This is a genomic window from Halopseudomonas pertucinogena (genome assembly GCF_014646575.1).
Taxonomy (GTDB): Bacteria; Pseudomonadota; Gammaproteobacteria; order Pseudomonadales; family Pseudomonadaceae; genus Halopseudomonas; species Halopseudomonas pertucinogena.
This window is the reverse complement of the sequence record NZ_BMNN01000001.1, coordinates 346,424-373,335: the sequence shown is the minus strand read 5'-3', so window position 1 is coordinate 373,335 and position 26,912 is coordinate 346,424. Positions and strand designations below refer to the sequence as shown.

23 protein-coding genes are annotated in these 26,912 nt (G+C 60.4%); 6 read left to right on the top strand and 17 right to left on the bottom strand.

Going from position 1 to position 26,912, the window contains the following annotated elements; all coding sequences use genetic code 11:
- Positions 1 to 44 precede the first annotated feature (44 nt).
- The 4 genes from IEW63_RS01790 (at position 45) to IEW63_RS01775 (ending at position 5,388) form a co-directional block, all read left to right on the top strand.
- Positions 45 to 1,673, top strand: coding sequence for an acyl-CoA synthetase (locus IEW63_RS01790; RefSeq protein ID WP_188634878.1), 1,629 nt, complete (start codon positions 45 to 47; stop codon positions 1,671 to 1,673).
- Between the two features lie 162 nt (positions 1,674 to 1,835).
- Positions 1,836 to 3,212, top strand: a complete 1,377-nt coding sequence (locus IEW63_RS01785) for a solute carrier family 23 protein (RefSeq protein WP_188634877.1) — start codon at positions 1,836 to 1,838, stop codon at positions 3,210 to 3,212.
- Positions 3,209 to 4,471: an OprD family porin gene (locus IEW63_RS01780; RefSeq protein ID WP_188634876.1), complete on the top strand. Its 1,263-nt coding sequence runs from the start codon at positions 3,209 to 3,211 to the stop codon at positions 4,469 to 4,471. The genes IEW63_RS01785 and IEW63_RS01780 overlap by 4 nt, the downstream gene beginning before the upstream one ends.
- A 50-nt stretch (positions 4,472 to 4,521) precedes the next feature.
- Positions 4,522 to 5,388, top strand: coding sequence for an MBL fold metallo-hydrolase (locus tag IEW63_RS01775; protein ID WP_188634875.1), 867 nt, complete (start codon positions 4,522 to 4,524; stop codon positions 5,386 to 5,388).
- Between the two features lie 32 nt (positions 5,389 to 5,420).
- Here IEW63_RS01775 and IEW63_RS01770 read toward each other — a convergent pair whose 3' ends face one another.
- The 12 genes from IEW63_RS01770 to IEW63_RS01715 form a co-directional block, all read right to left on the bottom strand.
- Positions 5,421 to 6,011: a hypothetical protein gene (locus IEW63_RS01770; protein WP_188634874.1), complete on the bottom strand. Its 591-nt coding sequence runs from the start codon at positions 6,009 to 6,011 to the stop codon at positions 5,421 to 5,423.
- A gap of 16 nt (positions 6,012 to 6,027) precedes the next feature.
- Complete coding sequence (locus tag IEW63_RS01765; RefSeq protein WP_188634873.1) at positions 6,028 to 6,345, bottom strand: hypothetical protein; 318 nt, start codon at positions 6,343 to 6,345, stop codon at positions 6,028 to 6,030.
- 309 nt (positions 6,346 to 6,654) lie between these two features.
- Positions 6,655 to 6,960 carry a superinfection immunity protein gene (locus tag IEW63_RS01760; RefSeq protein WP_272872573.1) on the bottom strand — a complete coding sequence of 102 codons (306 nt, stop codon included), beginning with the start codon at positions 6,958 to 6,960 and terminating at the stop codon, positions 6,655 to 6,657.
- 409 nt (positions 6,961 to 7,369) lie between these two features.
- Positions 7,370 to 7,906 (bottom strand): hypothetical protein, encoded by a 537-nt coding sequence (locus tag IEW63_RS01755; RefSeq protein WP_188634871.1) that lies wholly within the window; start codon positions 7,904 to 7,906, stop codon positions 7,370 to 7,372.
- A 119-nt stretch (positions 7,907 to 8,025) separates the two neighbouring features.
- A complete protein-coding gene (locus IEW63_RS01750; RefSeq protein ID WP_188634870.1) occupies positions 8,026 to 8,643 on the bottom strand; it encodes a hypothetical protein in 618 nt (205 codons plus the stop codon).
- An 847-nt stretch (positions 8,644 to 9,490) separates the two neighbouring features.
- Complete coding sequence (locus tag IEW63_RS01745; RefSeq protein WP_188634869.1) at positions 9,491 to 11,173, bottom strand: hypothetical protein; 1,683 nt, start codon at positions 11,171 to 11,173, stop codon at positions 9,491 to 9,493.
- Positions 11,174 to 11,561: 388 nt separating this feature from the next.
- Entirely contained in the window at positions 11,562 to 14,639 is a 3,078-nt protein-coding gene (locus IEW63_RS01740; protein ID WP_188634868.1) for an error-prone DNA polymerase, read from the bottom strand.
- Positions 14,636 to 16,051: a Y-family DNA polymerase gene (locus tag IEW63_RS01735; protein ID WP_188634867.1), complete on the bottom strand. Its 1,416-nt coding sequence runs from the start codon at positions 16,049 to 16,051 to the stop codon at positions 14,636 to 14,638. Before IEW63_RS01735 ends, IEW63_RS01740 begins: the two co-directional genes overlap by 4 nt.
- A gap of 5 nt (positions 16,052 to 16,056) precedes the next feature.
- The gene (imuA, locus tag IEW63_RS01730) at positions 16,057 to 16,665 is read right to left on the bottom strand and encodes a translesion DNA synthesis-associated protein ImuA (protein ID WP_188634866.1); all 609 of its coding nucleotides are present in this window, start codon (positions 16,663 to 16,665) and stop codon (positions 16,057 to 16,059) included.
- Between the two features lie 192 nt (positions 16,666 to 16,857).
- Positions 16,858 to 17,697, bottom strand: a complete 840-nt coding sequence (locus tag IEW63_RS01725; RefSeq protein WP_090536320.1) for a CvfB family protein — start codon at positions 17,695 to 17,697, stop codon at positions 16,858 to 16,860.
- 4 nt (positions 17,698 to 17,701) lie between these two features.
- The gene (locus tag IEW63_RS01720) at positions 17,702 to 19,912 is read right to left on the bottom strand and encodes an OsmC domain/YcaO domain-containing protein (RefSeq protein WP_188634865.1); all 2,211 of its coding nucleotides are present in this window, start codon (positions 19,910 to 19,912) and stop codon (positions 17,702 to 17,704) included.
- A 92-nt stretch (positions 19,913 to 20,004) separates the two neighbouring features.
- Positions 20,005 to 20,736 (bottom strand): DUF2889 domain-containing protein, encoded by a 732-nt coding sequence (locus IEW63_RS01715; protein WP_229710277.1) that lies wholly within the window; start codon positions 20,734 to 20,736, stop codon positions 20,005 to 20,007.
- A 176-nt stretch (positions 20,737 to 20,912) separates the two neighbouring features.
- Here IEW63_RS01715 and IEW63_RS01710 point away from each other — a divergent pair, with 176 nt between their 5' ends.
- Complete coding sequence (locus tag IEW63_RS01710; protein ID WP_229710276.1) at positions 20,913 to 21,884, top strand: glutathione S-transferase family protein; 972 nt, start codon at positions 20,913 to 20,915, stop codon at positions 21,882 to 21,884.
- A complete protein-coding gene (locus IEW63_RS14590; RefSeq protein WP_229710275.1) occupies positions 21,823 to 21,996 on the top strand; it encodes a hypothetical protein in 174 nt (57 codons plus the stop codon). Before IEW63_RS01710 ends, IEW63_RS14590 begins: the two co-directional genes overlap by 62 nt.
- A gap of 45 nt (positions 21,997 to 22,041) precedes the next feature.
- Here the strand turns inward: IEW63_RS14590 and ispD are convergent, their stop codons facing one another.
- The 5 genes from ispD to pyrG all read right to left on the bottom strand — a co-directional run bounded on the left by ispD (position 22,042) and on the right by pyrG (position 26,895).
- Positions 22,042 to 22,734: a 2-C-methyl-D-erythritol 4-phosphate cytidylyltransferase gene (gene ispD / locus IEW63_RS01705; protein ID WP_188634863.1), complete on the bottom strand. Its 693-nt coding sequence runs from the start codon at positions 22,732 to 22,734 to the stop codon at positions 22,042 to 22,044.
- Positions 22,727 to 23,008, bottom strand: a complete 282-nt coding sequence (gene ftsB / locus IEW63_RS01700) for a cell division protein FtsB (RefSeq protein ID WP_090536310.1) — start codon at positions 23,006 to 23,008, stop codon at positions 22,727 to 22,729. Before ftsB ends, ispD begins: the two co-directional genes overlap by 8 nt.
- Positions 23,009 to 23,050: 42 nt before the next feature.
- Entirely contained in the window at positions 23,051 to 24,340 is a 1,290-nt protein-coding gene (gene eno, locus IEW63_RS01695) for a phosphopyruvate hydratase (protein ID WP_188634862.1), read from the bottom strand.
- Positions 24,341 to 24,404: 64 nt separating this feature from the next.
- A complete protein-coding gene (gene kdsA / locus IEW63_RS01690; protein ID WP_188634861.1) occupies positions 24,405 to 25,250 on the bottom strand; it encodes a 3-deoxy-8-phosphooctulonate synthase in 846 nt (281 codons plus the stop codon).
- Between the two features lie 10 nt (positions 25,251 to 25,260).
- Positions 25,261 to 26,895, bottom strand: coding sequence for a CTP synthase (gene pyrG / locus IEW63_RS01685; protein WP_188634860.1), 1,635 nt, complete (start codon positions 26,893 to 26,895; stop codon positions 25,261 to 25,263).
- Positions 26,896 to 26,912 lie beyond the last annotated feature (17 nt).

The window sequence follows — 26,912 nt, the reverse complement described above, 5'->3', positions numbered from 1 at the left end:
CTTTCTAAACAAGAGCTAATAAAACGCCATACAGGATAAGTGCCATGTCCATCTTTCAGGAAGGCCTGCCGGCCACCGCCGTCAACCACACTGCCCTGTCGCCGCTGACCTTCATCGAGCGCACCGCCAGTGTCTATCCCGACTATCCCGCCGTGGTACATGGTGCCGTGCGCCGCAACTGGGCCGAGACCTACACCCGTTGCCGTCGCCTGGCCTCCGCCCTGAAGAATCGCGGCATCGGCAAGGGCGACACCGTCGCCGCCCTGCTGCCCAATATTCCGGAAATGCTCGAAGCCCACTTCGGCGTGCCCATGATCGGTGCGGTGCTCAACACCCTGAACGTGCGTCTGGACGCCGAGGCCATCGCCTTCATGCTGCAGCATGGCGAAGCCAGGGTGCTGATCGCCGACCGCGAATTCCATGACATAGTGCACTCGGCCATCGGCATGCTCGACCATCCGCCGCTGGTGATCGACGTCAACGACCCCGAGTACGGCGAAGGTCAGCCCACCAGCGAGCTGGACTACGAAGCCTTCCTCGCCGAGGGCGATCCCGAATTTGCCTGGCAACTGCCGGATGACGAGTGGGACGCCATCAGCCTCAACTACACCTCCGGCACCACCGGCAACCCCAAGGGTGTGGTCTATCACCACCGCGGTGCCTTCCTCAACGCCATGGGCAACCAGATGACCTGGAACATGGGTCAGCACCCGGTCTACCTGTGGACCCTGCCGATGTTCCACTGCAACGGCTGGTGCTACCCCTGGACAGTCACCGCCATGGCCGGTGTGCACGTGTGCCTGCGCCGGGTCGACCCGCAGAAGATCCTCAACCTGATCCACGACGAGCAGGTCACCCACATGTGCGGCGCACCCATCGTGCTCAACGCGCTGGTCAACATGCCCCCGGAAGCCAAGGCCGCCATCGATCATCCGGTGCATGCCATGGTCGCCGGCGCAGCGCCACCGGCCAAGGTCATCGGCGCGGTCGAGGCAATGGGCATCAAGGTGGCCCACGTCTATGGCCTGACCGAAACCTACGGTCCCGTGACCATCTGTGCCTGGCACGGCGAGTGGGATGAGCTGCCGCTGGAGGAGCGTGCCGAGATCAAATCCCGTCAGGGCGTGCGCTACCCGACCCTGGAAGGGGTGATGGTCGCCGACCCCAAGACCCTGCAGCCGGTGCCGAAGGACGGCCAGACCATCGGCGAGATCTTCATGCGCGGCAACACCGTGATGAAGGGCTACCTGAAGAACCCGACCGCCACCGCCGAAGCCTTCGAGGGCGGCTGGTTCCATACCGGCGACCTGGGTGTGTGGCACGAGGACGGTTACGTGCAGATCAAGGACCGCCTCAAGGACATCATCATCTCCGGTGGCGAGAACATCTCCACCATCGAGGTCGAGGGCGTGCTCTACCGGCACCCGGCGGTACTGGAGGCCGCAGTGGTCGCCAAGCCGGATGACAAGTGGGGCGAAACACCCTGCGCCTTCATCACCCTCAAGGCCGGCCAGCGGGTCAGCGAGCAGGACATCATGCGCTTCTGCCGCGAGCATCTGGCCGGGTTCAAGGTGCCCAAGGACGTGGTCTTCCTCGAGCTGCCGAAGACCTCCACCGGCAAGATCCAGAAGTACGTTCTGCGCGAATGGGCCAGCCAGCGCCAGGCCAGCTGATCCGCTGAACACCTGAATACCCCGCAGCCCTCGCTGCGGGGTGCCGGGCGGCCAATCGCCGTACCGCGGCAACATTTCCTGTTTCACAACAACAATAAGCCGACGTCCGTCAGGCCGGGCGCTCCTGCCCTGCACCCGGCGTTCGGCCAGAGGAGTGTTTACATGCAAGTCTACAAGCGCGCCCACGGCGCAGAGCAACCCCACTGGCCCTGCGGTCCCTTCAAGATCCGCCTGCCCTTCATCCACTACCGCTGGGAAACCGCAGAAATGCTCCAGGCGCTGATCATGTTCGTGGTCAGTCTGGGCATGATTCCCCTGCTGCAGACCTACCTGGGCCTGCCCTACGAGGTCGCCCTGGCCTATGTGGTGGTGTGCGGCGTCGGCTTCATGCTGCCGGCCCTGCTCGGGGTGCCCTTCGTCCCCGGCTGGATCACCCCGGGCATTCCGGTGGTGCTGCTGTTTCTCGGCAACTTCGAACCGGGGCCGGAGGCCATCCAGGCGCTGTTCGCCCTGCAGTTCCTGGTATTCCTGATCTTCCTGTTCCTCGGCATCACCCGGCTCGGCACCGTGCTGGTGCGGCTGATCCCCAACTCGATGAAGGGCGGCATCATCATCGGCGCCGGTATCGCCGCGCTGATCGGTGAGATCGATACGGGTGGGCGCCTGGCCAATACGCCTGTGTCTCTGGTGATCGGTAGCCTGGTGTGCTTGTACCTGATGTTCTCGGTGTCCTTCCAGGGCCTGACCAGTCGCTTTCCACTTGCGCGCAAAATCGTCAATTACGGCATGGTGCCGGGCATGCTGATCGCCATCTTCGTCGGCATCGCCACCGGCGAATACGCCATGCCCGACATCCAGTTCGGCATCACTGCGCCTGCCTTCGGCGAGATGTGGAACTACCTGCCCTTCAAGGTCGGCTTCCCGGATGCCCAGGTGTTCATGCTGGCGGTACCGACCGCGGTGATCGCCTACGTGATCGCCTTCGGCGACATCATCGTCGGCCAGTCGCTGATGCAGCGCGCCGATGAGCTGCGCACCGACGAGGTGATCGAGAACAACATCGACCGCGTGCATCTGGTTACTGCCATCCGCAACGCACTGCATGCCTTCTTCGCGCCCTACCCCGGTCTGGCCGGGCCGCTGTGGACGGCTGTGGCCGCCACCATGGCCGAGCGCTACAAGTACGGTCGCCAGGCGATGGACTCCATCTACAGCGGCGCCGGCACCTTCTGGATCAGCGGCTTTCTCGCGCTGTTCATGCTGCCCTTGGTGAGCTTCTTCCAGCCGGTACTGCCGATCGCCCTGTCGCTGACGCTGATCCTCACCGGCTACATCTGCCTGATGGTCGGCTTCGAGCAGCTGCAGAACAACACCGAACGCGGCATCGCCGGCACCATGGGCGTGGTACTGGCAGTCTACGGCGCGGGCTGGGGCCTGGCCGCCGGAGCCGTACTGTACATCCTGGTGGAACGCACCCACCTGCTGAAATTCCGCAGCGTCAGCGACGTCAAGACCACCAGCCAGGAGGGCGCACAATGAACCGACTCAACCTGACCAAAGGCATCGCCATCGCCGCCGCCCTGCTCGGCGGTGGCCTCGGCACCCTGCCCGCCCAGGCCGAATTCTTCGAAGACAGCACCGCCAGCCTCAGCCTGCGCAACCTGTACTTCAACCGCGACTTCCGCCACGCGGCGGCAACCCAGAGCAAGGCCGACGAATGGGCCCAGGGCATGCGCGCCGAATGGCACTCCGGCTACACCCCCGGCCGCCTTGGCCTGGGTGTGGATGCCATCGGCCTGCTCGGCATCAAGCTGGACTCCAGCCCCGAGCGCAGCGGTACCGGCATTCTCAAGCGCAGCACCAGCGACGGCCGTGCCATGGACGAGTACGGCGCGCTGGGCCTGACCGCCCGCCTGCGTCTGGACGGCCATGTACTGCGCCTGGGCACCCTGCTGCCGTCCCTGCCGCTGGCCATGCACAACGACACCCGCCTGCTGCCGCAGACCTTTCGCGGCGCCTGGCTGCAGAGCGATCCGTCAGCGCCCCTCAAGCTGGACCTGGGCCGCTTCGACCGGATCAACCTGCGCGACTCCTCCAACCATGAGCGCATGACCCCGGTCATGGGCGGGGCACGGAACGTGCAGGTCAACGCCGCCGGCGTCGACGCCAGCGCCTTCGACTTTGTCGGTCTGAGCTGGCAAGCCAGTGACCAGACCAAGGTCAGCTGGCACGTCGGCGAGCTGGAGGACATCTACCGCCAGCACTATCTGACCCTGGGTCACGGCTGGCAGCTGGATAACGGTCATCGCCTGAATCTGGATCTGCGCCATGCCGACTCCAGCGACGCCGGGCGCAGCAATATCGACAACCGCATGACCAGTCTGGGCCTGAGCTACCAGGCCGGCATGCACCGCTTCAGCACCAGCTACCAGCACATGGAAGGCGACACCGGCTTTGCCTACATCAACGGCACCGACCCCTTCCTCGCCCACCTGGTGCAGATCCAGGACTTCGCCAACCGCGACGAACGCAGCTGGCAGGTACGTCATGACTATTCCTTCGCCGATCTGGGTCTGCCCGGTCTGAAGCTGATGAACCGCTACACCCATGGCCACAACATCGAGCATGCCGGTGGCCGCGGCAAGGAATGGGAGCGCAACACCGATCTGGTCTACGTGATCCAGAGCGGCGCGCTGAAGAACCTGTCCCTGCACTGGCGCAACGCGACCTATCGCAGCAACTACGCCACCGATATGGACGAGAACCGGCTGATCATCGGCTACACCTTCAATCTGTAACACGCCCCCGGCCGTCGGGTTAGCCCGGCGGCCGGTTAAGGAGAACCCCAATGCGTACTTTCACCACCCTCGAAGGCAACAGCCAGCGACTGGACGGCGGCGCCATGTTCGGCAACGCCCCCAAGGCCCTGTGGTCCCGCTGGGTCGACACCGACGAGCAGAACCGCATCGCCCTCAGCTGCCGGGCTCTGCTGGTGCAGGAGGATGACCGCAACATCCTCATCGAGACCGGCATAGGTGCCTTCTTCTCACCGCAGATGAAAGAGCGCTACGGCGTGGTCGAGGACAATCACGTCCTGCTCGACAGCCTGAAGGAAGTCGGCCTCAGCCATACCGACATCGACGTGGTGGTGCTCACCCACCTGCACTTCGACCACGCCGGCGGTCTGCTCACCGCCTGGGAGGAAGGCAAAGAACCGGAGCTGCTGTTCCCCAACGCCACCTTCGTCATCGGCGAACGCCACTGGGCCCGCGCCCGCCGCCCCCACCCACGGGACCAGGCGTCCTTCATCCCCCAGCTGATCAACCTGCTCAACGCCAGCGGCCGGGTGGAATTGATCAAGGACGGCCAGCAATCCCCTACCCTGGGCAAGGACTGGCGCTTCAGCTTCAGCGACGGCCACACCCCCGGCCTGATGCTGCCCGAATTCAGCATGCCCGACGGCCCGGTGGTCTTCCCCGGCGACCTCATCCCCGGCGCCCCCTGGCTGCACCTGCCCATCACCATGGGCTACGACCGCTTCCCCGAAACCCTTATCGAGGAAAAGGAAGCCCTGCTCAACGACATGGTCGCACGCAACGGCAGACTGGTATTCACCCACGACAGGGACATTGCCGTGGCCTATGTAGAGCGGGATGAGAAGGGCAGATATACGGCGCGGCAGGCGCAGGGGAATGTGCGGAAGGTGGCGATGTAAGGCGGAGAATGGGGTGCTTCGGGAGGCAGGAATTATGGCCCGGCTCGATCCCGTATCCTCAGGCCAGCCAACAGCGCATCGGCAAGGGAATCACTGCCAAGAACATCGAGGTAATGAACAAAGTCGTCATCCAGAATGAAAAAGGCGTGGTAGCGCTCACCACCGGCGCGCGTCTGCGAGTAGGTGAAAAGATCCGTACCGGCAAGCTGGTAATGCCTGGCATCTATGCAGCCAGACATCATGGCGCGCCAGACGGCATCTGCCTCATCCCGATCAGCACCGGAGGCGTCAGACACATCTTCTCTGAATACCAGACGTACGAAGTCCACAAAGGGCAGATCACTGGACTGGTCTTCACGGAGCTCCGACGGCGCCATCCAACGATGGGACAGCGTAGCGCCATCGGCGAATTTGACGATCAGCATTTCCGGAAGATGAGCAATGGTCACCGCCGACTCGCTGAGATCAAGCGCCAGCCTCCCCTTCCCGGCGAGCAGCAGAGTCTGCCCTTCAGCCGCCTGAGCGGCGGGCAGACTGGCTTCTGCAACAGAAGCACTGCAGACTCCCTGCCCGTTGGCAGCGAAGGTAGCTATCAGCAATAACAGTCCAACCCAACGATACATGCCCTGATCTTCCTATTCACATGTCCGGCTGCGAACGCCCGCTGCGCTCATAGGCCGGCTGGTCATACCGATCGTAATTGATCAAAGACTCCTGCCAACGTGCCCCACCCTCCTGGCGCCGTTCCTCGATGCTCTTGCCGAACACATCGAAGTGAATACGCTCCATCACCCTGCCCAGCTCCGCACTGGTAGCAAACCCCATGAAAACCGCACCCTGCATAAAGCCTTCCAGACGGTGGCGGTCCTCCGCTGGCGGTTTGTAGCCGTCCCGGGAGGCGGAAAAGTAACGGCGCAAACGAAGCTCGATTTCGGCCAGATAGCTTTCTTTATTCATTCTGCTTCATTCCCACTCAAAGTGACTGGATGCTCATATTATGCGCCCCCCCAAATCAGCTCATCGCCATTCCAGGCTGCAAGGGTCAGGTTGGAATAACTCATTCGGCGGTATCCGCTGAGGGTTAAAACAGCGGCTCACTGAACGCCTACGATTACCACAAGATTTCCCTGCTTCTCCAATCTGATAACCAGCGTTTCGCCGGGGCCCTTTTGCACGGGCTTCAAGACCCGCGTTCACACCCAGCCGGTTCCGCTCCGGCTGTCCCCTTCCAACCACGCAGTCAGCCTAATATAAAAACAAGCTACACTATCTTCCCTTCCTGAACAGCTCAGCCTTTCTTTTATTAAAATCATCATCAGTTATATACCCCTCACTCTTCAGATCAGCCAACTTACGTATTTCATCTGCCACACTTGGCTCTATATCTCTAGACTGAAGTAAAACTGTATGGCTCGGTGTAGGTCGGGTGAAAGCCCAAACCAGTGCAACGACCCAACCCAGCAGCGTCCAACCAAGAAGTAAGTTCAACACAAATATTGCCCCAGCGGAGTGGTGAGACCTCATCCCTGCCACTATTGCCGGAAGAAAATACACCACCACCAACAACAACATTACTTCCATTAAACCACCCCCATTATCACACAAATCAAACCAACATCAACTACTTAAAGAATATAACTCAAGACAACATATACAACATACAGGAAAATAAAAAACAACCGCAACTTCCATTTGCATCAAAAGCTTGTCGCAGCCCATGTTGAAGCACGACTGGCAGTGAGAATTATGCGCTCTTCGCGTCAATGATCAACTTTGACCACACTACACAACCAGTTGCAGCAGCCAGATAAATAAAGCTCTGCTCAGGTAACGATGGATCACCTAGGGTTAGCTAGCGAGCAAGAAGAGCAATTATGAATCAAATTTTCCCTCTCTTAAGCACCCTTAACGCTTGATTAAGGACTCGACTCCAGTCCATTCCGAACGAGCGACTTGGAGCAATTGTCTTAGTGATGATCTATTAACGTAGCGCGGCTAATATTCTCGATAGCAGGAAAGCGCTCTCAGGATTTTCGCTAAATGATAAAGCTTCTTCTGCATATTCTTGATGCCTGGCCTTTACCGTGGAATCCATTGTCTCCAGAGCAACTACTATATCTAGGGGCTTAAGGGGCGCTTTTTCGGTAGAAGTGAGATCTATGGTATCGGTTGTCAGTTCAAAGCGGCTCTCGCTGCCAATCCATGAAACACCAACATTCCCTTTTATATTTACTCCGTCTTTCCAAACCATATCATTTGGATTTTCTTCACCGGCTAGGGCTTGCTTTATTTCTGATGTGACAGTGGCGATGTCTCCAGAATAGATTTCGCTCTCGCCCATGGTTACCTTTACTTTTGAGAATGCTCTCTGCTCTGCAATTTCGCCGATTTTTTTGAATCCGCCATCAAAGTGCACTGTAGCGTATGTCATTTCTTTTTTTTCAAATGCGCCTAGCCCGTAAAGCGCTGTGCCAGATATTATGACTGCGATCACAATGTTTGATATTTGTTGCTTCATGGTTTTTCCTCTGAAAAATGGGGGTTCCTAACGCCCCAATCTGCCGCACAGCAAGCGTTTTGAGGCCTGTTTTTCAAGGCCGATGCTTGCTGTGTCGGCCAACATTGGCTTATGTGGCCTTACCTTCTCCTCTCAATGTCAATAGTTCCTACCTTTCCTGGCTCAAAATGGCACGTAGCCGTGTATGGAATTTCTGTTCCGAAAGCGTTTTTAGCATCGAAATTCATTTTCAAGACCACATTATGCGTTAGCGGCGCCTTGTAAAAGCTAATGCCCAATAAATTATGGATATCAACCTCACTCGGAATTAACGCTCTATCTTTGATCGCTTCCCGGCAAGCCCTCATTGCGGACGATTGATCCCAGGACTTTTCCTCTTGCGTGAGAACCTTGGTATTCTTTTCTATTTCTTCTTCAGTGAGGTAGATCCTCTGACCATTCGTACAGTCTGCCCAGAACTTTAACCTGCTCAACGTACTTTCGGCACTAAGCTCCACGAACTCTACGGTGTCACACTTGCCGCTCTCGAGAGCCATCTCAGCAGTTCTTCGTCTAAAAGATTCAATTTCGGTCAGCCTGGAGCCGAACTGTGCAATTGTGTCGGGGTATCCCTGCTGAGTATACGGACTCAACGCGTATGATCGAATTCGTGAGCTGTATTTGTCATTAGCAAATATTTCAGTAGTACAACCTATAACTGAAATAACCAAAAAAGCTGTTTTGTAAATATTTTTCATTACCTAGTTCCCTTCTCAAAAACGGCCTTATTGATGGCTTCCAACATCTTTTCCTTATTTTGTACCGAGCTACCAACATTCCCCTCGTTACCGAGTATTATGGAATGACAGCGATTATTGAGCCTTTCCAAATCAATTTCTTGCTCGTGGATAGCACCAAGAATAACGGCTGCGATTTCTTAATATCCGTTTTGTGAATCACTCATTATACTTTACTTATTTGATGGGCTTGCTTGTCTAACGCCCGCAGCATGCGCGGCTTTGTAGTGGAGGCGCAGCCGCAACGAAAAAGCCGTCGCCGTGCCTGCGATTGTTATACCCTTCATGAGAGTAGAGCCAGCACCCAATTCAGGAAAAACCTTAAATACTCTCTTGCAGTCTCACTGAATGTTGGTATCAGTATCAAAACAACGCTCGCGACGAGCCACCAAACCAACTTTCCAGCAAAAGCGCTAAGCACGCCGTTCCTGCATACTTCCCAAAGTGTTGGCTTCCCGATCTGGCTGATTGGTGTCGTCCAGAATTTGTAGACCTCCAATCCCGACTTTGTGACTTTCAAGTCACTATAGTTTGGCCCCAAACAACCATCAGCGCTCTTTGCTCCCTCAATATACCCTTCTGATATCATGTCTAGCAGAGAACAATAAGTTTTGTACCTTGCTGAGTCGTCGGTTCCTCGTCGTATAGCTCGGACTTGGAACTCATCCGTACTAGATAGCTCTCCCTGTTTTACTTTCTCAAATAGCTCTACATCCATTTAGGACTTCCAAGTTAATTTTGGGTATAACGCCGCGCTCTGCGGCAAATTTAGAGCGCAGCGGAAAATTTGTCCGGCAGCAGCGCCTTGTTAAGCATTTTTTTTATGAATATCGAAAAGAAGACCTACTGGTGATTTCTTCACTTTTTTGTTTTCTTCTGCGAGATCTCTAATTGATTTTGGAATGTCTTTTAATTTAGGCACATCAAACATTTGATCTGCTGCTATTGTAGCCATACCCCAAACAGGAGTTCCAGTGACTGCGGCGGCCACTTCAAGTGAACCAACAACTAACCATGAACCTATGTCTTTACCTGCAAATTTCCATTTTTTACTACTGAGATCATCTAGATTTTTTTGGTGCTGGCTAAATGCTAAATTTATATTGTCGAAAATCTGGTCTCGACTGCGATGAAAATTGGCAGGATTGACTTCAATTAGATCATTTACTCCTTTACCTAAAATTCCTCTAATCTCTTCCATAGCGCCTTCTTTTCGTATTTCAATTAGTGCTTCTGGAGGGATGTTTCCAATCCACTGCATCTCACCTGTTGAAAGGTCACTAAGGCCTTTAACGACATGAAGGTCTTGAGATTTTAATTCTGACTCGGCTCTTTCAGCATCGTATTCCATCTTCCATACGAGGTACTGCCAGGATGTCGGAGCATCTATTATGGGAGTGCCATTTAAGCGCCTTGCTTTAACAAGCATTTCGTTGCTTACAGACATGCGACCAAGAGCTTGACTCGCTAACACCACTCCGGGAGTAATTTGACCAAAAGGCTGCATATGCTCACTTTTCATTGCCTTTTCTATTTGGTCTCCAATATCTTCATCCCAATCGGTGTCGAATAAGACTCTACTACCGTCAGATATTTCAGCGACGGTTCTTTCAATTGAGTCCAATGAACCACAAAAGTCCATTAGCTCTTCGAAAGACTCAAAATCTCGACCAAACAATTTACCCGCGTGAACTAACGAGTCCTCTCTTCCTAAACGATGGAAAAACTCACGTTCGCCTTCTTGCAAGACGCCCATATCAGGCAATATAACAACAATCGGATATTCTACATCTGCACACGCCAGCTCCTTGTATTGCAGGATATTCATTGCATGCTTCATGAAGTAGTAGGCTTTATCCGCGAGACTATAATGTTCGAAAATTATCTTAGATCTTAAGAAAGGATCTGGAAGAACAATTGTATCGGTATAAATACCACACTTAGACGCGATATTTTCATCATGCGAAGGGAAAAGGTCACCGCCAAAAATACCCTTTACGTTGTGATGCATATCTTCGACATGGATGTGTGCGATTTCGCCAACGCCTTCCCAAAACTGATCTATCACCTCAAGAAATTTATCTAGATTTTCAGTTATTTCTTTTATCGAACCTTCGCTATTTTGTGCTGCCATTCCTGCATCATGAGGAGTCATTCCTCTTTGATTCATGAGTTTAAAAAATTTTCCAAAGTTGTCTTCAATGAATTTAAAATACATATTTTGTATTTCACTCAATGAAGCTTCCTTTTTTAGCTCCTCACGATCATGCATGGCGGTGACTGCTAGAGCCATAGATCTTACAAGACCGTCTACAGTATCTAGATCTACCTCACCATCTGGACCGGTGCGAACAGCAAGAAGGCTCTTCTCCACATCAAGCCCTTCAGCAATTCTTATCTTCCCTTCTTTAAATTGCTCTTGAAGAATCTTCAAACGTCGGCGAAGCCTTTGTTCGTATTCAACTTCTTCGATTGACTTATCTTCGCTCATTTAGAACTCCAATTTCGATGAGATGCTTAACAGTGATTAGACCGCATGCGGCACTAATACATAACAGTGACTGCGGTATAACTCCGGTTCAGCCAGAACCATGACCGCCATAAAATCTATAAAAATCAATAGATTACGAACGCAACGCCAACTTTACCCGTATTCGCTTGACTGCGTCTTTTCACAATCCATTACTACTGGATAAATCCGCTCCCCAGGCACGCTACCGCCCTACCCTTTCCGGCGGGCATGGCCTGGGTGGTTTATCAAAATTCGGAGAGACTGATGGCTGTCCTTGCCGCTGGGCGGGGATAACCGCAGTCCTTTGCCTGACCCAACCATAGTCGAAAAGTATGGCGCATGGCTACCAGTTGGGGCCGGTTGGGTATCAGTGGAAATCCCGGCTTCTGGTATCCAGCCCCTGCAGCATGGGAGTGAGGTCGGTCAGTCTGCGGGCGATCAGGTGGCGGATGCCTTCCTTGTGTTCGAGCTTGCCCTGTACCTGCAATAACTGTGAGTGCACCAGTTCCTTTCTCTGGCGCTCGGCTAGTGTGCGCCAGACGACGACGTTGATCATGCCGTGTTCGTCTTCGAGGGTGACGAAGGTGACGCCGCTGGCGGTGCCGGGGCGTTGGCGGCCGGTGACCAGGCCGGCGACCTTGACGTGGGTGTTGTCGTTCATCTGCTTGAGCTGTTTGGAGCTGCGGCAGCCCCTGGCCGTGAGCTGGCTGCGCAGCAGGCGCAGGGGGTGTGGGCCCATGGTGGTGCCGACCAGGGCGTAGTCGGCCATGAGGTTTTCGCCGACGCTGGGCAGTGGCAGGGCTACGCCCTGCTCTGCCTGGGCTGGTGCGTCGGTAAACAGGGGCAGTGGTTCCTGTACGCCGGCGACGGCCCAGCGGGCCTGGTGGCGGTGGCCGGCGAGGCCGCGCAGGGCGCCGGCGTCGGCGAGCAGCTCCATGGCTCTGCGGTTAAGTTGGCTGCGCAGGGCCAGCTCCTCTACCGATGTGAAGCCCTGCCGTTGTCTGGTTGCAACCAGCCGGTGGGCATCGTCCTCGCGGAAGCCGCGGATCATGCGCAGGCCGAGGCGGATGCCGTATTCGCCCTTGCGGTCGTGCTCCAGGGTGCAGTCCCAGTCGCTGTAGCGCACGTCTACCGGCCAGGTTTCGATGCCGTGGCGGCGGGCGTCCTGCAGGATCTGATCGGGGCTGTAGAAGCCCATGGGCCAGCTGTTGATCAGGGCGCAGGCGAAGGCGGCCGGTTCGTGGCATTTGAGCCAGCTGCTGGCGTAGGTAAGCAGGGCGAAGCTGGCGGCGTGGGATTCGGGGAAGCCGTAGTCGCCAAAGCCCTTGATCTGCTCGAACAGGCGTTCGGCAAATTCCTTGGTATAGCCGCGCTCGAGCATGCCTTGGGTGAGTTTGTCCCGGTGCGGCTCCAGCCCGCCCTTGCGTTTCCAGGCGGCCATGGAGCGGCGCAGCTGGTCGGCTTCCCCGGCGCTGTAGCCGGCGGCGACTATGGCAATTTCCATGACCTGTTCCTGAAACAGGGGGACGCCGAGGGTACGCTCCAGCACTTTTTTCAGCGCGGGGGATGGATAGCTGACCTCCTCTTCGCCGTTTCGGCGGCGCAGGTAGGGGTGCACCATGTCGCCCTGGATCGGGCCGGGGCGGACGATGGCCACTTCGATCACCAGATCGTAGAACCGTCTGGGTCGCAGCCTGGGCAGCATGCTCATCTGCGCCCGGGATTCGATCTGGAATACGCCTATGGTGTCGGCCTGGCTGATCATGCTGTAGGTCGGCTCATCCCCGGCGGGGATGGCGGCCAGGGTCAGTTCCCGGCCGCGGTAATGGCGGACCAGATCGAAGCAGCGGCGCAGCGCGGTGAGCATGCCCAGCGCCAGCACATCCACCTTGAGCAGGCCGACCGCATCCAGATCGTCCTTGTCCCACTGGATGACGGTGCGGTCTTCCATGGCGGCGTTTTCCACCGGCACCAGGGTATCCAGCGGCTGCTCGGAGATGACGAAGCCGCCGGGGTGCTGGGACAGGTGCCGGGGGAAGCCGATCAGCTGCCCGCACAGGGTCAGGACCCGGTGCAGTACGGGGCTGTCCGGGTCGAACCCGGCCTCGCGCAGGCGCTGGGCATCGGGGATGCGGTCGCTCCAGCGGTTGCAGCAGCGGGCCAGGGCATCCACCTGATCCGGCGGCAGACCGAGGGCCTTGCCGACATCGCGGATGGCACCGGCGGCGTGGTAGCTGCTGACCACCGCGGCCAGTGCCGCGCGGCGGCGGCCATAACGGTTGAAGATGTACTGGATGACCTCTTCCCGGCGCTCATGCTCGAAGTCCACGTCGATGTCCGGCGGTTCGTTGCGCTCGCGGGACAGGAAGCGTTCGAACAGCAGGTTGGAGCGGGCCGGGTCGATCTCGGTGATGCCCAGGGCAAAGCACACCGCCGAGTTGGCAGCCGAGCCACGGCCCTGGCAGAGGATGCCCTGCCCCCGGGCGAAGCGGACGATGTCGTGCACGGTGAGGAAGTAGCTTTCGTATTCCAGTTCGCTGATCAGGGTCAGCTCCTTGTCGAGCTGGGCGCGCAGTTCGCTGGAGATGCCCCGGGGCCAGCGCCAGGCGATGCCTTCCTCGGTGAGGTGGCGCAACCAGCTGGACGGGGTGTGGTCGGCGGGCACCAGCTCCCTGGGGTACTGGTATTTCAGATCGCCCAGATCGAAGCGGCAGCGCCTGGCAATCTCCACTGTGGCCTGAAGCAATGCTGGGGGATAAATCTGGGCCAGCTGCTGCAGCGGACGCAGGTGACGTTCGCCATTGGGGAACAGCCGGTGGCCGGCCTCTTCCAGCGTGCAGTGATGGCGGATGGCGGTCAGGGTGTCCTGCAGGGCCCGCCGGCCCCGGGCGTGCATGTGCACATCGCCGCTGGCCACGGCGGGGATCTCCAGCTGCCGTGCCAGCCCGAGCAGTTGCTCCAGTCTTTGCGCATCGTCCGGGCCGCGGTGCAGCTCGACCGCCAGCCACAGCCGCTGGTCAAAGCGGGTTTTGAGCCATTCGCCGTGCTGCGGGTCCGGCTCCGGCTCGGGCAGCCAGAGCGCCAGCAGGCCGCTGGTGTCGGTTTCCAGATCGTCCCTGAGCAGTTGATAGCTGCCCTTCTCGGTGCGGCGGCGGGCATTGGTGATCAGCTGGCACAGGCGCTGGTAGCCGGTCTTGTCCTCGGCCAGCAGGACCAGCCTGGGGCCGGACTCTACCCGCATTTCGCTGCCGACAATCAGGGGGATGCCATGCGCCTTGGATGCCTCCCAGGCGCGAACTATGCCCGCCAGGGTGCACTCGTCGGTAATGGCCAGGGCCTGATAGCCGTGCTGTCTGGCACGGGCAAAGAGCTCGTCGGCGCTGGAGGCGCCCCGCTGGAAGCTGAAGTTGCTCAGGCAATGCAGTTCGGCGTAGTCGACTGTCATGCGAACCACCCGTGCAGCATCCAGGGGCCCTGCCCGTCCACCGCCTGCCAGACCCAGGCCAGACGTCCGTCCCGGGTGCGCACCACATAGTAGTCGCGACGGCGGTCTGCCCCGTCCCACCAGCCGGACTCGATGCGCTCCGGTCCGGCGAGGATCTCCGGCATCAGCTCGTTCAGGGGCTCGGATTCTGCCAGCAGCCAGCCGGGGCGCTTGCCGAGCTGTACGGGCGGCATGCCGGCACCCTCGGTGTCGCGCCGCCAGGCACATTCGGGCCTGTGATCGGCCACTGCGACCAGACCGTGGATGGCCTCGTCGCCCAGGCGTGCCCGGAGTCGTTCACGCAGCTGATCCCAGGGCTGAACCGGCGGTGGCCGTTCCTCCAGCAGCGAGACCGGTTTGGGAGTGAAAGCCGGCAGGTCACTGGCGCGCAGCCTTACCGCCAGCACGGGTTCGGGAAGCTGCAGTTGCTCCAGCCGGCTGCGGGTGACCTCGAACAGCTGCTGGGCATCGCGCTCGGCACTGAGCAGGCCGATGGGCAGACAGGTCGGTTCGTGATCCCGGTGTTCAAGGGTCAGCTCGAAGCGCTGCACGCTGCAGTCCCGCCCGGCCAGGAAGGCCTGCAGGTCCAGCAACAGGCGGCGGATGGGAAACAGCAAGGCCTGGTGGGAGTCGACCTCGAAGTTGAATTCGATGCGGGCAGCAAACTCGTCCGCCGGCTGGTAACTGCCCAGCGCCACCGGCAGCACGCCGAGCAGCCGGTCGAGATGGGCCAGCACCTCGGCGGGGAAGCGTCGGGCCAGGGTATCCCGTGGCAGGCGGAGTATCTGCCCCAGCTGCTTGAGCCCCATGCGCGACAGTGTGGCCACGCTCTGGGCATCCAGGCCGCTGCGCTGGATCGGCAGGCGCTGGATATGTTCGCGCAGGGCCAGGCTGTCCATGACCGCCAGCCCGTCGTGCACATTGGTCAGCGCCCGGGCGGCGGCGGGGTTGGGGGCCAGCACTATGCGGTGCTGAAAGCCCAGCCCGGTCAGATCCTCCCGCAGGCGCTGCTCGAAGCGCGGCCAGGGGCCGAACAGCCCCAGGCTGGATTCGACCTCCAGCAGCAGTGCATGGGGATAATCCAGACTGACATGGGAGCTGTAGCGGTAGGCCCAGGCGGCGAGAAAGTGCTGCCAGTGGCTGATCTGCTGTTCATCGTATTCGGCCACGGCAAAGTCGGTGACCAGGGTCTGGGCGGCGGTCAGGCTCATGCCCGGCCGCAGGCCCAGGGCCCTGGCCTGGGCATTGACTGCCCGGATCAGGCGACGCGGCACATGCCCGGATACCAGCACCAGGGGCGCATCGGCGTCATCCCGCCCGCGCTGCACCCCATCCAGGGCCAGCCGGGTCAGCAGTATGCAGGCCCAGCGCATGGCGGCTAACCCAGCGCCAGGGGGCGGGCTGCCGGCATGGCACCTCGACTCTTGAGCACCCGGACCTGCCGCGGCCAGGCATCCAGCGCCAGACGCAGGGCGGCGGGGGACGGGTTGTCCGCCTCGCGCAAGGAACGGCAGGCAAACCCCAGGGACTCGCCGGTGGCAGCAGCCAGTTGCAGGCGGCGCAGGCCGCGGTCATTGATCCGCTCGGGCCAGCACAGTACGGCGGCGCAACTGCCGGAGCGCAGGCACTGCTCTGCCGCCCACAGGGCTTCCTTCTCGCTGGCCTGAACCAGTACCAGCCAGCGCAGATCGACCCCTGCCTGCAACCAGGCCGGCGCAAAGGGAATGAAGGGCGGCGCCACCAGCACTACCCGTTCCCGCGCCCGGGTCAGGCGGGCCAGGGTCGGCCACAGCAGCTGCAGTTCGCCACTGCCGGGGTGGGCCAGCAGCAGTTCGCTCAGGGCCGCTTCGGGCCAGCCGCCGCCGGGCAGCACGGCATCCAGTTGCGCATGCCCGGTGGGCTGGGCCGGCGCCACGGCAATATCCGCACCGCCCTTCCACACCCGCCGCTGCTGCAGCAGGGCGTCCAGGGACACCACGGCGCTCATGGCTGCCGCTCCGGTTCGGAGCCGGTTGGAATGGAGGATGGGAAAGCTGGGCCGCGCATGACAGACACCGAATTACTGTATAGGTATACAGCTTATTCACTGGATAATGTCTGGTCAATCCCGGAGCGGAGGTGCCGGATGGATGGCTGTGACAGACAGGACGAGCTGGTGCTCGTCCTTCCCATAGCGGGCTCAGTCGGCCAGTTCGATATGATCCGGGTGGATGCGGATCAGACCCTGCTTGTACAGGCCGCCGATGGCCTTCTTGAAGTTGGCCTTGCTGACGCCGAACTCGGCGGTGATGAGTTGCGGCGGGCTCTTGTCGCTCAGCGCCAGCTTGCCGCCCTGTTCGCGCAGGCGATCGATAATCTGCTGCTCCAGGGCGCTGGCGGCATGGCGACCGACCGGCTGCAGGCTGAGGTTGATCTTGCCGTCGGGGCGGATCTCGCGGATATAGCCCTTCTCGCGCATGCCCCGGCGCAGGAACTTGAAGGCTTCGTTCTTGTGAATCAGTCCCCAGTGGGCGTTGTTGATGATGGCCTTGAAACCCAGATCGGTGACCTCGGCAATCAGCAGATCCACCTCTTCCCCGACCTTGTAGCGGGCCGGCTTCTGGTCCAGGTAGCGGTCCAGCCGGGCGGTGGCCACCAGCCGCTTGCTGTGCTTGTCCAGATAGACGTGAACCACGCAGTAGTCGCCTACCTGCAGCGGGCGCTTTTCTTCGGAGTGCGGCAGCAGCAGGTCCTTGGGCAGGCCCCAGTCGAGGAACAGGCCGGTGCGGTTGATATCCACCACCTTGAGGCTGGCGAAGCCGCCGACCATGACCTTGGGTTTGAGGGTGGTGGCGATCAGCCGGTCGTCGCTGTCGAAGTAGACGAACACATTGAGCCAGTCGCCCACCTCGCTCGGCGTGTCCCTCGGGATGTAGCGCCGGGGCAGGAGGATCTCCCCTTCCATGCCGCCATCCAGATAGAGGCCGAAGTCCGTGTGCTTGAGCACCTCCAGGGTGTTCATCCGTCCGATCAATGCCATTGGGTCATGCTCCTGCCGCCAGATTCGCCGCGTACCGAGCCCGGGCCGCGTGCAGTTTTTTCAGACTGTCGATCATGCGCTGATGCCGGTCCACGCCTTCCAGGTTCATGCTGGTGGGCGTCAGTCCATGGAAGCGGACGCTGCCCTGTACCGAGCCGATCACCGCATCCATGCGCTCGTCACCGAACATGCGGCGGAAGTTGGGCTCGAAGTCGTCCAGCTCCAGCTCGTCGTCCAGCGCCACCTCCAGCACGGCGGCCATGGCCTGATAGAACAACCCGCGCTCGACGGTATTGTCGTTGTACTGGAGAAACTCCTCGACCAGTTCCAGAGCCGGCTCCAGATTGCCCAGCGCGAGGTGGATCAGCAACTTCAGCTCAAGGATAGTCAGTTGCCCCCACACGGTGTTCTCGTCGAACTCGACGCCTATCAGCGTGATGATGTCGCCGTAGTGATCCAGCTCGCTTTCTTCCAGACGCTCCACCAGGCTGTGCAGCTGGTCATCGTCCAGCCGGTGCAGGTTGAGGATATCCTCACGAAAATGCAGCGCCTTGTTGGTGTTGTCCCAGATGAGATCATCCATCGGATAAACCTCGGAGTAGCCCGGCACCAGGATGCGGCAGGCGATGGCGCCCAGGTGACGGAACACCGCCATGTAGACCTCATGGCCCATTTCGGCAAGGATGCCGAACAGCCGCTCTGCCATCTCGGCATTGCTGCTGCGTCCGGCATCGGTGAAGTCCCACTCGACGAACTCGTGATCGGCCCGGGCGCTGAAGAAGCGCCAGGAAATCACGCCGCTGGAGTCGATGAAATGCTCCACATAGTTGTTCGGCTCGGTCACTGCATGACTTTCGAAGGTCGGCTTGGCCAAGTCATTCAGCCCTTCGAAGCTGCGTCCCTGAAGCAGTTCAGTAAGGCTGCGCTCCAGCGCTACCTCGAAGTTGGGATGGGCACCGAAGGAGGCGAATACGCCGCCGGTGCGCGGGTTCATCAGGGTCACGCACATCACCGGGAATTGCCCGCCCAGCGAGGCATCCTTGACCAGCACCGGGAAGCCCTGCTCTTCCAGCGCGCGGATGCCGGCCAGGATGCCCGGGTACTTCTCCAGCACCGTCATCGGCACATCGGGCAGTGCCAGCTCCCCTTCGATGATCTCCTTCTTCACCGCCCGCTCGAAGATCTCTGACAGGCACTGCACCTGGGCCTCGGCCAAAGTATTACCAGCGGCCATGCCGTTGCTCAGATACAGGTTCTCGATCAGGTTGGTGGGGAAATACACCACCCGGTCATCGGACTGGCGGACGTAGGGAATCGAGCAGATGCCACGCTTGATGTTCCCGGAGTTGGTGTCGTAGAGGTGGGTGCCGAGCAGTTCACCCTCCGGGTTGTAGATAGCCAGGCAGTGGTCGTCGAGGATCTCCGCGGGCAGCTCGCCATTGGGCCCCGGCTGGAACCAGCGCTCCTCCGGATAATGCAGGAACTCGGCGTTGGCCAGCTCCGGGCCCCAGTACTGGTCGTTGTAGAAGAAGTTGCAGTTGAGCCGCTCGAGCAGTTCACCCAGCGCCGAGGCCAGGGCACTTTCCTTGGTTGCACCCTTGCCGTTGGTGAAGCACATCTGCGAGTGCGAATCGCGCAGATGCAGGGACCAGACGTTGGGTACGATATTGCGCCAGGAGGCGATCTCGATTTTCATGCCCATGTCCGCCACCAGACCGGACAGGGTGGCGATGGTCTGCTCCAGCGGTACATCCTTGCCGGGGATGCAGGTGCGGGCGTCCGGCGAGGGTGCCAGCAGCAGCCCCTGGGCGTCGGCATCCAGATTCTCCACCACCTCGATGACAAATTCCGGCCCGGTCTGCACCACCTTCTTCACGGTGCAGCGGTCGATGGAGCGCAGTATTCCGAGCCGGTCCTTCTCGGAGATGTCCTCGGGCAGCTCGACCTGGATCTTGAAGGTCTGCTGATAGCGGTTTTCCGGGTCGACGATATTGTTCTGCGACAGACGGATATTCTCGGTCGGGATGCCCCGGGTGTTGCAGTACAGTTTGACGAAGTAGGCCGCACAGAGCGCCGACGAGGCCAGGAAATAATCGAACGGGCCGGGGGCCGAACCGTCGCCCTTGTAACGGATAGGCTGGTCGGCAATGACCGTGAAGTCGTCGAATTTGGCCTCGAGACGAAGGTTGTCGAGGAAGTTGACCTTGATTTCCATGCGGGTACCAGAGCGGGCGAACAGAATGACCGGCCATTATCCGGATTTTCGCCGCCCGGGTCGCGGCTAAATGACTGGTGGCAGGCCGCGATTCAGTTTCTGGCGAGGCCCACCAGCAGATCTTCCGGGCCGGTTACGTCCTGACGGGTACTGCCGATCACCCGGACCGCCTGCTCCGCGCGTTCGGGCTGGAACACGAAACAGGCGCCGGCACGGGCCACCATGGCCTGCCCGGCATTCTTGATCAGGTCCAGATTGAAGCCCTTGCTGGCGGCGACCATGACCGAGCGACGCTGCACATAGAGCGCTTCGAGCAGCCTGTCGTCCAGAGTCTGCTCGGCCCAGGGCATGATGCTGCGCAGGTCCTGCTGGTCGAACTGGTCATTGCTGTGGATGGCGGTGCCGCGCAGCCGCCAGTCGAGCAGCTTCTCGTCATTCAGCCAGAGTTCGGCGTGGCGGTACTCATGCATGGCGCCCACCACCCGCGAGACATACTCGCGGTAGCCGGGCCTGGTCGCCTGGACCAGGGCGACCATGAGCAGGTCGTACTGGTGGGTGCACTGCTGTTTGGCATCGATATCCGGCAGGTTGACCGCAATGCGCTGGCGCAGCGGCTGACCGACGAATTCCTGCAATCTGGCTGCGGCCTGGGGGCACAGGGTCCAGGGGGTGCGGCGAGCGGTGCTGTCGACCGAGGTGATACGCTGCCCATCATGCCCCAGGGTCAGGACAAAATAGTGATGCTCATCTTCCATGGCCACCTGGCACTGGGTATCGGTGACATCGAAGATGACGCGGCGGAAGAAGACGTGCGGTGAATCCAATGCTGGCATGCTGAGCCCCGACTGCTGTTCTTGTATTTGGCTTTGACCTGGGCAGATCTGTCTCGACAGTGGACAGGTTACCCACATTCGGGTGTGGCAACAAAGATCATTTAGCCCGAAAATACCCGATCACAGCGTGGGTCCGCGCTCATTACAATCAGAACACAGGATGATCCATGTATCAGTTGATCGGCGCGCCGGTTTCCCTCTACACCGGCAAGGTACGCAGCTATCTGCAGTTCAAGGGCATCCCCTTCACCGAGCAGTTGGCCACGCCCCAGGTCTATCGCGACCTGATCATTCCGCGCACCGGGGTGCGCTACATCCCGGTGCTGGTCACCCCGCAGGACCAGGTACTGCAGGACTCCACCGAGATCATCGACCATCTGGAGCAGCAGTTTCCCGAACCCGCCATCTACCCCACCGGCCCCTCCCAGAAGCTGATCGCCCTGCTGCTGGAGACCTACGGTGACGAATGGCTGGTGATTCCGGCGATGCTCTACCGCTGGATGATCGATGAGAACCGCGAGTTCGCCATTGCCGAATTCGGTCGCGTGCGCCTGCCCGAGGCCAGCGCCGGGGAGCAGTATCAGGCCGGTCTGGAAGCCTCCGGCCCCTTCGCCGGTGCCCTGCCCCGGCTCGGCGTTACCCCGCACTCCCGGGCGGCGCTGGAGCAGAGCTATCTGGCGCTGCTCGCGGAACTGGACCGGCACTTTGCCGAGCACGACTTCCTGCTGGGGGGTCGCCCCAGCATCGGCGATTACGGTCTGATCGGCCCCCTGTATGCCCACCTCTATCGGGACCCGGCCTCGGGCCGGCTGATGCGCGAGAAGGCGCCCCAGGTCGCAGCCTGGGTGGAACGGATGATAGATCCGCCCGCCGCCGGGGGTTTCCTGCCTGACGATGAGCTGCCCCCCCACCCTGCTGCCGGTGCTGCAGCGCATGTTCACCGAGCAGGTTCCTGTGCTGCAGGAGACGGCGCGCCAGCTGCAGCAGTGGGCCGACGCCAATCCGGATACCCTGGAAATCCCCCGCGCCATCGGCAGCCTGCGCTACCGCGTGGGCGATACCGAGGAGGAGCGGCTGGTGTTTTCCTACAACCTGTGGATGTGGCAGCGGGCGCTGGACCACTACGCCGAGATGGATGATCAGGCAAGGCAGACGGTGACCGCGCTGCTCGGCGAGCAGGCGGCAGCGGCTCTGGCGACACCCCTGCCGGTGCGCGTGCGCCGCGAGAACAACCGGCTGGTGCGGGGCTGAACCCGAGAAGGTACGGCTTCAGCCAGCTGGATAGAAAAAGCCGGCTCAACGCCGGCGCAGAAATTCCAGGTCTTCCGGGCGGGTGACCTTGATATTGTCCGCCCGGCCTTCGATCAGCCGTGGCGCCTGCCCTGCCCATTCGATGGCCGAGGCTTCGTCGGTGATATTGGCGCCGGCGGCCAGTGCCTCGCCCAGCGCACGGCGCAAGGCACCGAGGCGGAACATCTGCGGCGTATAGGCCTGCCAGAACTGGGATCGGTCCGGCGTGCCAGTCACCCGGCCATCGGCACCGACCATTTTCAGGGTATCGCGTACCGGTACGGCCAGCAGGCCGCCAACCGGGTCGTCACGCAATTCTGCCAGCAGACGGTGCAGATCGGACTCGGCCAGATTGGGCCGGGCGGCATCATGCACCAGCACCCAGTCAGCGTCATCGGCACCCAGCTCGACCAGCCGGTCCAGCCCGCTGAGCACCGAGTCCGCCCGCTCCCTTCCGCCATCGGCGCGCTGGATGCGCTCATCGCTGGCACAGGGCAGATCCGGCCACCAGCCATCATCCACGGACAGGCACACCACCAGACCCCGCAGGCCGGGCTGGCCGAGGAAGCAATCCAGGGTATGTTCGATGAGGGTGCGCCCGGCAAGGGGCAGGTACTGCTTGGGGCGGTCGGCCTGCATCCGCGAGCCGACGCCCGCTGCAGGAATCACCACCCAGAAGGGAATGAGGGGGTCAGTCATCGCCACTCAACTGGAACAGGGTTTCGCCTTCCTTGACCATGCCGAGTTCGTGACGGGCACGTTCCTCGATGGTCTCCAGCCCCTGCTTCAGCTCGATGACTTCGGCGGTCAGGACGCGATTACGTTCCAGCAGCTTCTCGTTCTCGCGCTGCTGTTCGGCAATCTCCTGCTTGAGCTGGGCAACATGCGCCAGACTGCCTTCACCGACCCACAGGCGATACTGCAGGGCGGCGAGCAGGGCCAGCGATATTACCCAGAGCCATTTCAAGCGCAGATTCTCCCTAGGGGCGGACCAGGGTCCGCCCTCTGCCGGCTATCAGCCGCGGAACTCGGCACGGCCCTTGTAGGGAGCCTTGTCACCCAGTTGCTCTTCGATGCGCAGCAGCTGGTTGTACTTGGACACCCGGTCGGAGCGGCACAGCGAACCGGTCTTGATCTGGCCGGCGGCGGTACCCACGGCCAGATCGGCAATGGTGTGGTCCTCGGTCTCGCCACTGCGGTGGGAGATGACGGCGGTGAAGCCGGCGGCCTTGGCCATGCGAATGGCTTCCAGGGTCTCGGTCAGCGAGCCGATCTGGTTGAACTTGATCAGGATGGAGTTGCCGATCTTCTCGTCGATGCCGCGCTTGAGGATCCTGGTGTTGGTCACGAACAGGTCGTCACCGACCAGCTGGACCTTCTCGCCGATCTTGTCGGTCAGCACCTTCCAGCCGGCCCAGTCGGACTCGTCCATGCCGTCTTCGATGGAGATGATCGGGTAGCGCTGGGTCAGACCGGCCAGGTAGTCGGCAAAACCTTCGGCGTTGAATACCTTGCCTTCACCGGACAGGTTGTAGTTGCCGTCCTTGTAGAACTCGCTGGAGGCGCAGTCCAGGGCCAGGGTCACGTCCTCGCCCAGCTTGTAGCCGGCGTTGGCAACGGCTTCGGCGATGGCGGCCAGGGCGTCTTCGTTGGACGCCAGGTTCGGCGCGAAGCCACCTTCGTCACCCACGGCGGTGCTCAAACCACGGCCCTGGAGTACGGCCTTGAGGTGATGGAAGATTTCGGCACCCATGCGCAGGGCATCGGCGAAGGTCTTGGCGCCCACCGGCTGGACCATGAACTCCTGGATGTCGACGTTGTTGTCGGCGTGCTCGCCACCGTTGATGATGTTCATCATCGGCACCGGCATGCTGTACTGGCCGGAGGTGCCGTTCAGGTCGGCAATGTGCGCGTACAGCGGCACGCCCTTGGCCTGGGCGGCGGCCTTGGCGGCGGCCAGGGATACAGCGAGGATCGCGTTGGCGCCCAGCTTGGCCTTGTTCTCGGTACCGTCCAGTTCGATCATCGCGCGGTCCAGGCCTGCCTGGTCCAGCGCATCACGGCCGGTCAGCAGTTCACGGATCGGGCCGTTGATGTTGGCCACGGCCTTGAGCACACCCTTGCCCATGTAGCGGCTCTTGTCACCGTCACGCAGCTCCAGCGCTTCGCGCGAGCCGGTGGAGGCGCCGGAGGGGGCACAGGCACTGCCAACGATGCCACCTTCCAGAATCACATCCGCTTCAACGGTCGGGTTACCGCGCGAGTCCAGTACTTCACGACCCTTGATTTCAATGATCTTCGCCATGGCTGCTGCTTTCTCCATCTGAAACAGTTTTGTGTAGTTGAGAGGAAATCGTCCTGGGTGTTGGTCAGGCCGTATCGAGTTGCGGGAAACTTTTCACCAGCTCATCCAGCGCCTTGAGCTGGCCCAGGAAAGGCTCCAGCTTGTCCAGGCGCAGGGCACAGGGGCCATCGCACTTGGCGTTATCCGGGTCGGGATGGGCTTCGAGGAACAGGCCGGCCAGGCCCTGGCTCATACCGGCCTTGGCCAGATCGGTCACCTGGGCGCGGCGGCCACCTGCGGAATCACTGCGACCACCGGGCATCTGCAGGGAGTGGGTCACGTCGAAGAAGACCGGGTACTCGAACTGCTTCATGATGCCGAACCCGAGCATGTCCACCACCAGGTTGTTGTAGCCGAAGCTGGAACCGCGCTCACAGAGGATCAGCCGATCGTTGCCGGCCTCCTCGCACTTGGTGAGGATGTGGCGCATTTCCTGGGGGGCCAGGAACTGCGCCTTCTTGATGTTGATGACGGCATCGGTTTTCGCCATCGCCACGACCAGATCGGTCTGCCGGGACAGGAAGGCCGGCAGCTGGATGATGTCGCAGACCTCGGCCACCGGTGCGGCCTGATAGGGCTCATGAACATCGGTGATGAGCGGCACGTTGAAGGTGCGCTTGATCTCTTCGAAGATCTTCAACCCCTCTTCCATGCCAGGGCCGCGGAACGAGCTGATCGAGGAACGGTTGGCCTTGTCGAAACTGGCCTTGAACACGTAAGGGATGCCGAGCTTTTCGGTCACCCTGACATATTCCTCGCAGATGCGCATGGCCAGGTCACGGGACTCCAGCACGTTCATGCCGCCGAACAGCACAAAGGGTTTGTCGTTGGCGATCTCGATATCGCCAACGCGTACTATCTTCTGGGCCATGCTCTGCTCCTCAGATCTTTCTGGCTGCACGCTGCTTCAGTGCGGCGTCAACAAAGCCGCTGAACAGCGGGTGCCCGTCACGCGGGGTGGAGGTGAACTCCGGATGGAATTGACAGGCAACGAACCACGGATGTTCCGGGACTTCGACCATTTCCACCAGGGCACCGTCCATGGAACGTCCCGATATGCGCAATCCCGCCTTTTCCAGCTCGGGCAACAGGTTGTTGTTGACCTCGTAGCGATGGCGGTGGCGCTCGACAATAACATCCTGGCCGTAGGCCTCACGGGCCTTGCTGCCCTCGACAAGCGCACATTCCTGCGCGCCCAGGCGCATGGTGCCGCCCAGATCGGAGCCTTCGTCCCGTGTCTCGGTCTCGCCGGTGGCGGTCTGCCACTCGGTGATCAGGCCGACCACGGGATGCTCGCTGGTCTTGTCGAACTCGGTGGAGTTGGCGTCCTTCCAGCCCAGCACATTGCGGGCGAACTCGATAACCGCCACCTGCATGCCCAGGCAGATGCCCAGGTAGGGAATGTTGTTCTCCCGGGCATACTGCGCCGCGGCAATCTTGCCTTCCACACCGCGCAGACCGAAGCCGCCGGGGACCAGAATGGCGTCCACGTCTTCCAGCTGGCCGGTGCCGTTCTCCTCGATGGTTTCCGAGTCGATGTAACGCAGGTTGACCTTGGTGCGGCTCTGGATGCCGGCGTGGCTCATGGCCTCGATCAGCGACTTGTAGGCATCCAGCAGCTCCATGTACTTGCCGACCATGGCGACGGTGACTTCCTTCTCGGGATGCAGCTTGGCATCCACCACCCGCTCCCACTCGGAGAGGTCGGCGCCACCGCATTCCAGACCGAAGCGCTCGACCACGTAATCATCCAGCCCCTGGGCATGGAGAATGCCGGGGATGCGGTAGATGGTATCGGCGTCCGGCAGGCTGATCACTGCGCGCTCTTCGACGTTGGTGAACAGGGCGATCTTGCGGCGGGATGACAGGTCGATCGGCTGTTCGGAACGGCACACCAGCACGTCCGGCTGCAGACCGATGGAGCGCAGCTCCTTCACCGAGTGCTGGGTCGGCTTGGTCTTGGTCTCACCGGCGGTGGCGATGAAGGGCACCAGGGTCAGGTGCATGAGCATGGCGCGACGGGCGCCCACTTCCAGGCGCAGCTGGCGGATGGCCTCCAGGAAGGGTTGCGACTCGATGTCGCCCACGGTGCCGCCGATCTCGACCATGGCGACGTCGGCATCGCCGGCGCCGCGGATGATACGGGTCTTGATCTCGTCGGTGATGTGCGGGATCACCTGGATGGTGGCGCCCAGATAATCACCACGGCGCTCCTTGCGCAGCACATCTTCATAGACGCGGCCGGTGGTGAAGTTGTTGTTCTGGGTCATGCGGGTACGGATGAAGCGCTCGTAGTGGCCCAGATCGAGGTCGGTCTCGGCTCCATCGTCAGTGACGAAGACTTCGCCGTGCTGGAACGGGCTCATGGTGCCCGGGTCCACGTTGATGTACGGGTCCAGTTTGAGCATGGTGACCTTGAGGCCACGTGCTTCGAGAATCGCCGCCAGGGATGCCGAGGCGATGCCCTTGCCCAAAGAAGATACAACACCACCCGTGACGAAGATGTAGCGCGTCATGAAGAACCCGTAGATTG

Coding starts and splice junctions, on each gene's coding strand:
- IEW63_RS01790 (WP_188634878.1), top strand. CDS start 45: ATGTCCATCTTTCAGGAAGGCCTGCCGGCCACCGCCGTCAACCACACT.
- IEW63_RS01785 (WP_188634877.1), top strand. CDS start 1,836: ATGCAAGTCTACAAGCGCGCCCACGGCGCAGAGCAACCCCACTGGCCC.
- IEW63_RS01780 (WP_188634876.1), top strand. CDS start 3,209: ATGAACCGACTCAACCTGACCAAAGGCATCGCCATCGCCGCCGCCCTG.
- IEW63_RS01775 (WP_188634875.1), top strand. CDS start 4,522: ATGCGTACTTTCACCACCCTCGAAGGCAACAGCCAGCGACTGGACGGC.
- IEW63_RS01770 (WP_188634874.1), bottom strand. CDS start 6,011: ATGTATCGTTGGGTTGGACTGTTATTGCTGATAGCTACCTTCGCTGCC.
- IEW63_RS01765 (WP_188634873.1), bottom strand. CDS start 6,345: ATGAATAAAGAAAGCTATCTGGCCGAAATCGAGCTTCGTTTGCGCCGT.
- IEW63_RS01760 (WP_272872573.1), bottom strand. CDS start 6,960: ATGTTGTTGTTGGTGGTGGTGTATTTTCTTCCGGCAATAGTGGCAGGG.
- IEW63_RS01755 (WP_188634871.1), bottom strand. CDS start 7,906: ATGAAGCAACAAATATCAAACATTGTGATCGCAGTCATAATATCTGGC.
- IEW63_RS01750 (WP_188634870.1), bottom strand. CDS start 8,643: ATGAAAAATATTTACAAAACAGCTTTTTTGGTTATTTCAGTTATAGGT.
- IEW63_RS01745 (WP_188634869.1), bottom strand. CDS start 11,173: ATGAGCGAAGATAAGTCAATCGAAGAAGTTGAATACGAACAAAGGCTT.
- IEW63_RS01740 (WP_188634868.1), bottom strand. CDS start 14,639: ATGACAGTCGACTACGCCGAACTGCATTGCCTGAGCAACTTCAGCTTC.
- IEW63_RS01735 (WP_188634867.1), bottom strand. CDS start 16,051: ATGCGCTGGGCCTGCATACTGCTGACCCGGCTGGCCCTGGATGGGGTG.
- imuA (WP_188634866.1), bottom strand. CDS start 16,665: ATGAGCGCCGTGGTGTCCCTGGACGCCCTGCTGCAGCAGCGGCGGGTG.
- IEW63_RS01725 (WP_090536320.1), bottom strand. CDS start 17,697: ATGGCATTGATCGGACGGATGAACACCCTGGAGGTGCTCAAGCACACG.
- IEW63_RS01720 (WP_188634865.1), bottom strand. CDS start 19,912: ATGGAAATCAAGGTCAACTTCCTCGACAACCTTCGTCTCGAGGCCAAA.
- IEW63_RS01710 (WP_229710276.1), top strand. CDS start 20,913: ATGTATCAGTTGATCGGCGCGCCGGTTTCCCTCTACACCGGCAAGGTA.
- ispD (WP_188634863.1), bottom strand. CDS start 22,734: ATGACTGACCCCCTCATTCCCTTCTGGGTGGTGATTCCTGCAGCGGGC.
- eno (WP_188634862.1), bottom strand. CDS start 24,340: ATGGCGAAGATCATTGAAATCAAGGGTCGTGAAGTACTGGACTCGCGC.
- kdsA (WP_188634861.1), bottom strand. CDS start 25,250: ATGGCCCAGAAGATAGTACGCGTTGGCGATATCGAGATCGCCAACGAC.
- pyrG (WP_188634860.1), bottom strand. CDS start 26,895: ATGACGCGCTACATCTTCGTCACGGGTGGTGTTGTATCTTCTTTGGGC.